At 30.4% G+C, this 7,295-nt stretch carries 7 protein-coding genes, 1 tRNA gene, 1 other RNA gene and 1 pseudogene; 6 read left to right on the top strand and 4 right to left on the bottom strand.

Translation table 11 applies throughout. From position 1 onward, the window contains the following. Positions 1-61: 61 nt before the first annotated feature. Positions 62-1,042 carry a 2-hydroxyacid dehydrogenase gene (locus ACTHW2_RS09020; RefSeq protein ID WP_442263606.1) on the top strand — a complete coding sequence of 327 codons (981 nt, stop codon included), beginning with the start codon at positions 62-64 and terminating at the stop codon, positions 1,040-1,042. A 61-nt stretch (positions 1,043-1,103) separates the two neighbouring features. Here the strand turns inward: ACTHW2_RS09020 and ffs are convergent. Together ffs and ACTHW2_RS09010 are read right to left on the bottom strand one after the other, a co-directional pair. Beyond that, an RNA gene (ffs, locus tag ACTHW2_RS09015) (signal recognition particle sRNA large type) lies at positions 1,104-1,369 on the bottom strand. 13 nt (positions 1,370-1,382) lie between these two features. Further along, positions 1,383-1,473, bottom strand: a tRNA-Ser gene (locus ACTHW2_RS09010). A gap of 332 nt (positions 1,474-1,805) precedes the next feature. On the opposite strand from ACTHW2_RS09010, the gene ACTHW2_RS09005 reads away from it, so the two are divergent. Continuing rightward, positions 1,806-2,741, top strand: coding sequence for a DMT family transporter (locus ACTHW2_RS09005; RefSeq protein WP_442263605.1), 936 nt, complete (start codon positions 1,806-1,808; stop codon positions 2,739-2,741). Between the two features lie 89 nt (positions 2,742-2,830). Here the strand turns inward: ACTHW2_RS09005 and ACTHW2_RS09000 are convergent, their stop codons facing one another. Then, the gene (locus tag ACTHW2_RS09000) at positions 2,831-3,151 is read right to left on the bottom strand and encodes a CGGC domain-containing protein (RefSeq protein WP_442263604.1); all 321 of its coding nucleotides are present in this window, start codon (positions 3,149-3,151) and stop codon (positions 2,831-2,833) included. Between the two features lie 289 nt (positions 3,152-3,440). Here ACTHW2_RS09000 and ACTHW2_RS08995 point away from each other — a divergent pair, with 289 nt between their 5' ends. The 4 genes from ACTHW2_RS08995 (at position 3,441) to recR (ending at position 6,764) form a co-directional block, all read left to right on the top strand. After that, positions 3,441-4,022, top strand: coding sequence for a rhomboid family intramembrane serine protease (locus tag ACTHW2_RS08995; RefSeq protein ID WP_442263603.1), 582 nt, complete (start codon positions 3,441-3,443; stop codon positions 4,020-4,022). 145 nt (positions 4,023-4,167) lie between these two features. Beyond that, complete coding sequence (gene dnaX, locus ACTHW2_RS08990) at positions 4,168-5,793, top strand: DNA polymerase III subunit gamma/tau (RefSeq protein WP_442263602.1); 1,626 nt, start codon at positions 4,168-4,170, stop codon at positions 5,791-5,793. A 17-nt stretch (positions 5,794-5,810) separates the two neighbouring features. Then, a complete protein-coding gene (locus ACTHW2_RS08985; protein ID WP_442263601.1) occupies positions 5,811-6,149 on the top strand; it encodes a YbaB/EbfC family nucleoid-associated protein in 339 nt (112 codons plus the stop codon). Positions 6,150-6,164: 15 nt separating this feature from the next. Then, on the top strand, positions 6,165-6,764 hold the full coding sequence (gene recR, locus ACTHW2_RS08980; protein ID WP_442263600.1) for a recombination mediator RecR: 600 nt from the start codon (positions 6,165-6,167) through the stop codon (positions 6,762-6,764). A gap of 329 nt (positions 6,765-7,093) precedes the next feature. Here recR and ACTHW2_RS08975 read toward each other — a convergent pair. Then, positions 7,094-7,295 (bottom strand): annotated as a pseudogene (locus ACTHW2_RS08975) (IS256 family transposase); the annotation flags it as partial.

Here is a 7,295-nt window from a genome sequence, read left to right as displayed (position 1 = left end):
TAATAAAAAAAGAATCAGAAGTATTGAAAAATACTACTTGATTTAAAGAGGAGAAGAAGAAATGATAAAGGTTTTAGCAACAATAGAAAAGAAAGCTTTAGAAGAGTTTGATATAAAACAGCCCCAAAATATTGAAATTTCTTATTTAGAAGGTGGCTATAGTGATAAGGAGTTTATAGAAAAAAGTAAGGGAGCTAAGATTATACTTCTAGGTGAAACTAGACTAAATAGAAATATGATAGAAAAGTTAGAAGATGCACAACTAATTCAAACTATGGGAGTAGGATATGATGGAGTAGATATTGAAGCCGCAAAAGAAAAAGGCATATATGTTTGTAATGGAAAAGGAATAAATAAGGTATCTGTTTCTGAGCACACCATCGGACTTATCTTAGCATCTTTAAGAAGAACAGTTGAGGCGGATAAGGATATTAAAAGATTTAGGTTTGAAGAAAGTTACAATGACTACAAAGAAAGGGGAACAAGAACTCTTAAATCTACCCATGTTGGCATAGTAGGCCTTGGAGATATAGGAATAGAGCTTGTTAAAAGATTAAAGGCATTTGGTCCAAAAATAAGTTATAATTCTAATAGTAGAAAACCGGATAAAGAAAAAGAATATGATATAGACTATCTTGAACTAGATGAACTTTTAAAAACTTGTGATATAGTAAGTCTTCATACTCCTTTAACTCCAAAAACTGAAGGAGTAATAAATAAAGATAAGCTTAAAATCATGAAAAAAGATTCTATTCTTGTAAATACTGCAAGAGGAGAGATAATAAATCAATTGGATCTAGCAAATGCACTTAAAGATGGACAAATAGGAATGGCAGCACTTGATACTATTAGTCCAGAACCACCAAGTAAAGACCATCCTTTATTAAATTTACGAGAAGAGATAAAGGATAAATTAATACTGACAACCCATATGGCAGGTATAACTACTGAAGATATGGTAAATATGCAAAAAAATGCGTGGAATAATATAGAAAGAGTTTTAGACGGTAAAAGACCTATAAATATAGTAAATAATTTATAAGAAGATAAAAAAAGACATAAAAAAACTATAGTCAAATGACTATAGTTTTTTTATTATGTAGCCGTGCACCCAATATCGACAGCCTATTCCAGGCGTTACCCAAGCAGTTAACTCGGACCAGGTGACCTCGCGGCACACGGAAGGATTCACTTACCGCTGCTTCCTTCCGGACCTGACGGGATTCATGAGTTTCCGTTGCGCAAGACCCGATCGTCAACGCCACTTACCTGGGGCAGACCCTACAATAGGAATGCCTCCACTGGGAGTTCAACCCTGCTATAGCGGATTGCAGGTTATAAGGTGCCGCTAACTCCCCATCTAGCACGGCAAAATTTATAAATGGCGGAGAAAGAGGGATTCGAACCCTCGAAACGCTCACACGTTTACCCGCTTTCCAGGCGAGCGCCTTCAGCCAACTCGGCCATTTCTCCAAATGTGCTTACAGAAGTATATTATAGCTTAAATTTATAATAATGTCAAATGGTTAATATTTGGCATTAGTGTTAATTTCTAGAGAAGTTAATTATGAGGGGCTCAGATCTCTTGAAATAATGTGACCCTCAAATATTATTTTGTAAATATGAAAACAGATACTAGCATGTGAGTAAACAATCACACTAAGTATATAGATACATAATATAAATATACTTTAGATCTTAATTTCTATAATTAATCCGATCTATTTTATCATAAGATTTGATTACAATAAACCATAAAATATGATATATTGTTTTATACTAGGATATATTTATGGAGGTGGATTATGGATAAGGAAAAATTACTTCCTATTTCGGCAGCGGTGACATATTCAGTAATATTTGGATTGTCTTTTTTGTTTGCCAAAATGGGTCTTACAACTATGAATACAATTGAACTTGTAGCCTACAGATTTTTAATTGCAAGCATTGTCTTGACAGCACTTAAACTTTTTAAAGTCATAAAAATAGATCTCCAAGGGAAAAGATTAAAAATAGTTGTTTTAACAGCTATACTTCAGCCAGTATTATATTTCTTATTTGAGGTAAAAGGTATAGACTTAAGTACAACTTCAGAATCAGGTTTAGTACTTTCACTTATTCCAATATTTGTAGCTATATTTGCAAGGATATTTTTAGATGAAAGGCTTTTAAAATCTCAAATTGCCTTTATATTCCTTTCAGTATCGGGCGTAGTTCTTATAAATATTATGAAAGATAAAACAGCTAGCTCTGGAAGTTACTTAGGGGTATTGCTATTATTTATGGCAGTAATATCAGGTGCACTTTATAACATAGGTTCTAAAAAAGCATCTACAAACTTTACACCTGTAGAAATAACTTATGTCATGATGTGGATAGGTGCAATATCCTTTAATGCCATATTATTTGTTATGAAAGCATATAATGGAACATTAAATGAATATTTTACTCCTATGTTTAGTGTAAATAGTTTAATATCTTTATCCTACTTAGCAATTCTATCTTCAATTATAGCGTTTTTTTGCTTAAATTATTCTATTTCAAAACTTCCAGTTTATCAATCGGCTATATTTGGAAATATAAGTACAGTTGTAGCTATATTAGCAGGGGTAATAATACTAAAAGAAGATTTTGGTCTATATGACATAGTAGGAGCTATAATGATAATTACAGGAATACTTGGAACCATATATATGGGCGAAAAAAAATTAAAAGAAGACTTACATCAAAAAGGTATATAAGATAATAAAGATTAAATAAATTTATTAAAATAAAAAATGTAGAACTATTTTGAAATAGTTCTACATTTTTTTTGCTTTAACTATTATATCTAATGTGTTCCTTCTATTACATCGATAGCTAAATCTGTAAAGACCTTCTTTATTTCTTCTAAGTTGTCCTCTTTACATTTTACAGCACATACACCTAGATGAAGCTTTTCAACCTTATTATCTTTAAGTTTATTTGCTATCTTTTTTAACTTTTCTTCTCCATTTTCAAAGCACATATTGCAATTAAAGAAGGCTAAAAGTTCTGTATCTATATCCTTATAGACACTAAAATACTTGTCTTTATTGTTATAAGCTCTAAAGCAGCCCATAGTTGAACATCTTCCAGCAGTTTTACCACACATGGCAATGGCAATCTTCATATTATTACTCCTCACTGCCCCTAATATTAGAGGTTGTTTTAAATATTAATTTGTTAAGACAATATTAGTATACAATAGTAGGCTTGTCAACTGAAACAACTATTATTAGATAGGGAATATAATAATAGATAAAATAAAGGATTGAACCATTTCAAACTACTGATATAATATTAAATATCTAGATATATATTTAATTTAAAGACTAAGGGTAACATATACTATAAAGGAAATAGAAAATAAAGATATGATATAAAAAAGGTATAGAGATATATCTTAAGGAGGTGCAAGATTGGAAAACAATAAGTTAAGAAACTTTTACAATAGAGCTAAAGTGACTTTTGTCATGTTAGTTATAATGATAATCTACTTTATATTTATCACTTTAAATGGAGGCACTACAGATCCTGAAACACTTGTAAAATATGGGGCCTTATATCCTCCTTTTATTTTAATTTATAATGAATATTATAGGCTTATAACTTCTATTTTTATTCATATAGGATTTATGCATATATTTTTCAATGGATACGCCTTATATATTTTTGGACCACAAATAGAAAGACTTATGGGAGCTAAAAAATACTTACTATTCTTTTTATTGACAGGTCTAGGAGGAAATATAGCAACATTTTTCTTTGGTTTTGATACTATATCTGCAGGAGCATCGGGGAGTCTGTTTGGACTATTTGGAGCATTTGTATATTTAATCCATAGACATAGAGATATGGTTACTAAAGAAGGCCGAAAAAGCATCTTACAGCTTCTTGGAATCAATGTACTACTTACTATAGCGGTACCAAATATAAGTGCAACAGCACACTTTGGTGGGCTGATAATAGGTTATTTACTTTCTTATATTTTTATTAAATAAAATTATAAAAAGGTTAAGATATTATTCCAAAATATATTTAAATAATATTATTGATAATATGAAATACGTTTTATATGTGTAAAACTCTTTTATATCTGATATAATATAAGTATACAAACAAATAGAAACGAATAGGTGGAGATTTATGTATAAGGCTCTTTATAGAAGGTACAGGCCTAAGACCTTTAAAGAACTATTAGGTCAGCATCATATAACTACAACTTTAAAAAATCAAATCCAAAAGGGTAATATAGGTCATGCTTATCTCTTTTCCGGTATAAGAGGAACTGGGAAAACTTCTGCTGCCAAAATCTTTGCAAGGGCTGTAAACTGCTTAGACTCAGAAGATGGTGAACCGTGTAATAAGTGTAAAAACTGTCTTGAAATACTAGGAGAAACCACAATAGATGTAATGGAAATGGATGCTGCTAGTAACAACAGTGTAAATGATATTAGAGAACTAAGGGAAAAGGTAATATACCCCCCTACTAATATAAAGAAAAAGGTATATATAATAGATGAGGTACATATGCTTAGTCCTTCAGCCTTCAATGCTTTTTTAAAAACATTAGAAGAACCGCCTAAGCATCTTATATTTATCTTAGCAACTACAGAACCAGAAAGACTTCCTCAAACTATTCTTTCTAGATGTCAGAGGTTTGACTTTAAGAGAATTAAAAATGAAGATATAGTTAAAAACATGAGGATGATAACAGAAGAACTAGAGATGGAAGTAGATGATAGTGTACTTAGTCTAATAGCTAGAAACTCAGACGGTGCTATGAGAGATGCTTTAAGTTTACTTGATCAATGTGTGTCTTTTTCAAATACACGTATAGAATATGAAGACGCATTAGAACTTCTTGGAATAGCAAACCATGACATTATTTTTAAATTAGTAGATAAGATCATAGAAAAGGGATTAGAAGATTCACTAAATACCTTAGATGAGATAAATGCAAGCGGAAAAGATATAAATCAGTTGGTAAAGGATTTAATAGGACATTTTAGAAATTTAATGATAGTAAAGTCATCTAAAAATCCAGAGACTATAATAGAGATAGATAATATTGAAAGATTTAAAGGTCAATGTGAAAATGTTAATATAGAATTTATTCTAAATGCAATAAATATTCTAATAGATGCTGAAAACAAAGGAAAGTGGTCTGGAGAAGTAAGACTTATTCTTGAAATAGCTATTATAAAAATGGTAGATATAGAAAAGGAACTATCCCTATTAGATAGAATTAAAAAACTTGAAGAAGGTTTTGTACCTAATAAAGAAGTAAAAAAAGAAGTGGTACAAAAAGATTCTAAAGTTCAACCTTCTAATAAAAGTGTAGTAGAAAGACCAGCACAAAAGCCTACAAGTACAAAAGATGTAGAAAAGACAATTGACAAGGCTGAAGGTGAAAGTTTTACAGACTTAGATCTTGAAACTATAATAAATCATTGGGACCTTGTATTAAAAGAAATAAAAACTAAAAAAATAAGTCTTTATGCGCTTATTATGGAAGGTAAGCTAAAAAACTTTGAAAACAATCAACTAGAAATAAACTATGATGAAGATTTTGGCTTTCACTATAGTGCAATAAGTAAAGAAGACAATAAAAAATTTGTAGAGGATGTAATATCTAAATATTTTAATATAGAGATAGTAATAAATTTTTCTTTAGGAAGTTTAAATACTAAGCCTAAAGAAGAAAGTGATGATGAAGCTATAAAAAAAGTAATAGACTTTTTTGGAGAAGATAGAGTAAAAATAGATTAAGAAAGGAAGATGTAAAAATGGCAAGAGGTAAATTCCCAGGCATGGGTGGAGGAAATATGGGTAACATGATGAAGCAAATGCAAAAGATGCAAAAGGAAATGGAAAAAACACAAAAACAAGTAGAGGAAAAAGAAATTGAAGTAACAGCTGGTGGAGGAGCTATAAAAGCAGTTGTAAATGGAAAAAGAGAATTACTAAGCATAGATATAGATGAGTCAGTAGTAGATGCAGAAGATGTAGAAATGCTAGAAGATCTAGTTTTAGCAGCAGTAAATGAAGGACTTAGAAAAGCTGAGGCTATGATGGAAAAAGAAATGGGTAAGTTAACTGGTGGAATGAATATACCAGGACTTTAATTAGGAGGAATAAGTATGGAGCAGTATGCAGTACCTATAGCAAACTTAATTGATCAGCTATCCAAATTACCAGGAATAGGTAAAAAGACTGCCCAAAGACTTGCATTTTTTATACTTGAGATGGAAAACTTAGAAGCTGAAAAGATATCAGAAGCTATACTTGAAGCAAAAGAAAAGATAAAGCTTTGTAGTATATGCCAAAATCTTACAGATATAGATCCATGTATACTTTGCCAAAATGCAAATAGAGATGAATCTATTATATGTGTAGTAGAAGGTGCAAAAGATATAATAGCTATGGAAAAATCCCGTGAATACAAGGGTGAATACCATGTGCTTCATGGCGTTATTTCTCCTATGGATAACATTGGTCCAAGCGATATAAAGGTAAAAGAACTCTTAAATAGACTAGAAGATGGTAAGGTTAAAGAAATAATCTTGGCTACAAATCCAACAGTAGAAGGAGAAGCTACAGCCCTTTATATATCAAGACTTGTAAAACCACTAGGGGTAAAAGTTTCAAGAATAGCCCACGGTATTCCAATAGGTGGAGATCTTGAATACTTTGATGAAGTTACACTTTCAAAGGCAATGGAAAATAGAAGAGAATTATAAATTATATTTATAATAAATAATAAAATCCATAACGAAATTTCGTTATGGATTTTATTGTTTTAAATATTAAATTTGAGAATGTAAATAACTTTGTGCTTTAGAGAGAAAAACATCTCTAAACTGACAAGAAATATTTAGTTGTAAAAATTTAACAATTTAATAACTTGTTTTTATCTTTGCCCAAATTATTTTATTTTATGCATTAAAATGATTAGTTTTGGCAATAATTTTAATTATGAGTAGTTATATCTTAATATAAATATATTTTTATAACTATACTCAATTTTTAAAGTGTGTTTTTTAAATTCAAAGATTATTAAGGCTTCATTTTAAAGATATGGCTCAATTCTTCCATCGAAGAATATTATTAACTGGTTTAATATGAGATCCCAGTTTCTATATCTCTGAGTCCATTTCTTTATCACATTTTGACTTGCAAGGTAGAGTATCTTTTCAAGAGCTTGATCTGAAGGAAACATAGTCTTGGTCTTGGTCACTTTCCTTAGCTGTCTGTGGAAGCCTTCTATAATG

Origin of the sequence: Tissierella sp., assembly GCF_052089545.1 — a bacterium.
GTDB lineage: Bacteria > Bacillota > Clostridia > Tissierellales > Tissierellaceae > Tissierella_A.
Note: the sequence above shows the minus strand (reverse complement) of the source record. Positions and strands in the feature narration are given on the sequence as shown.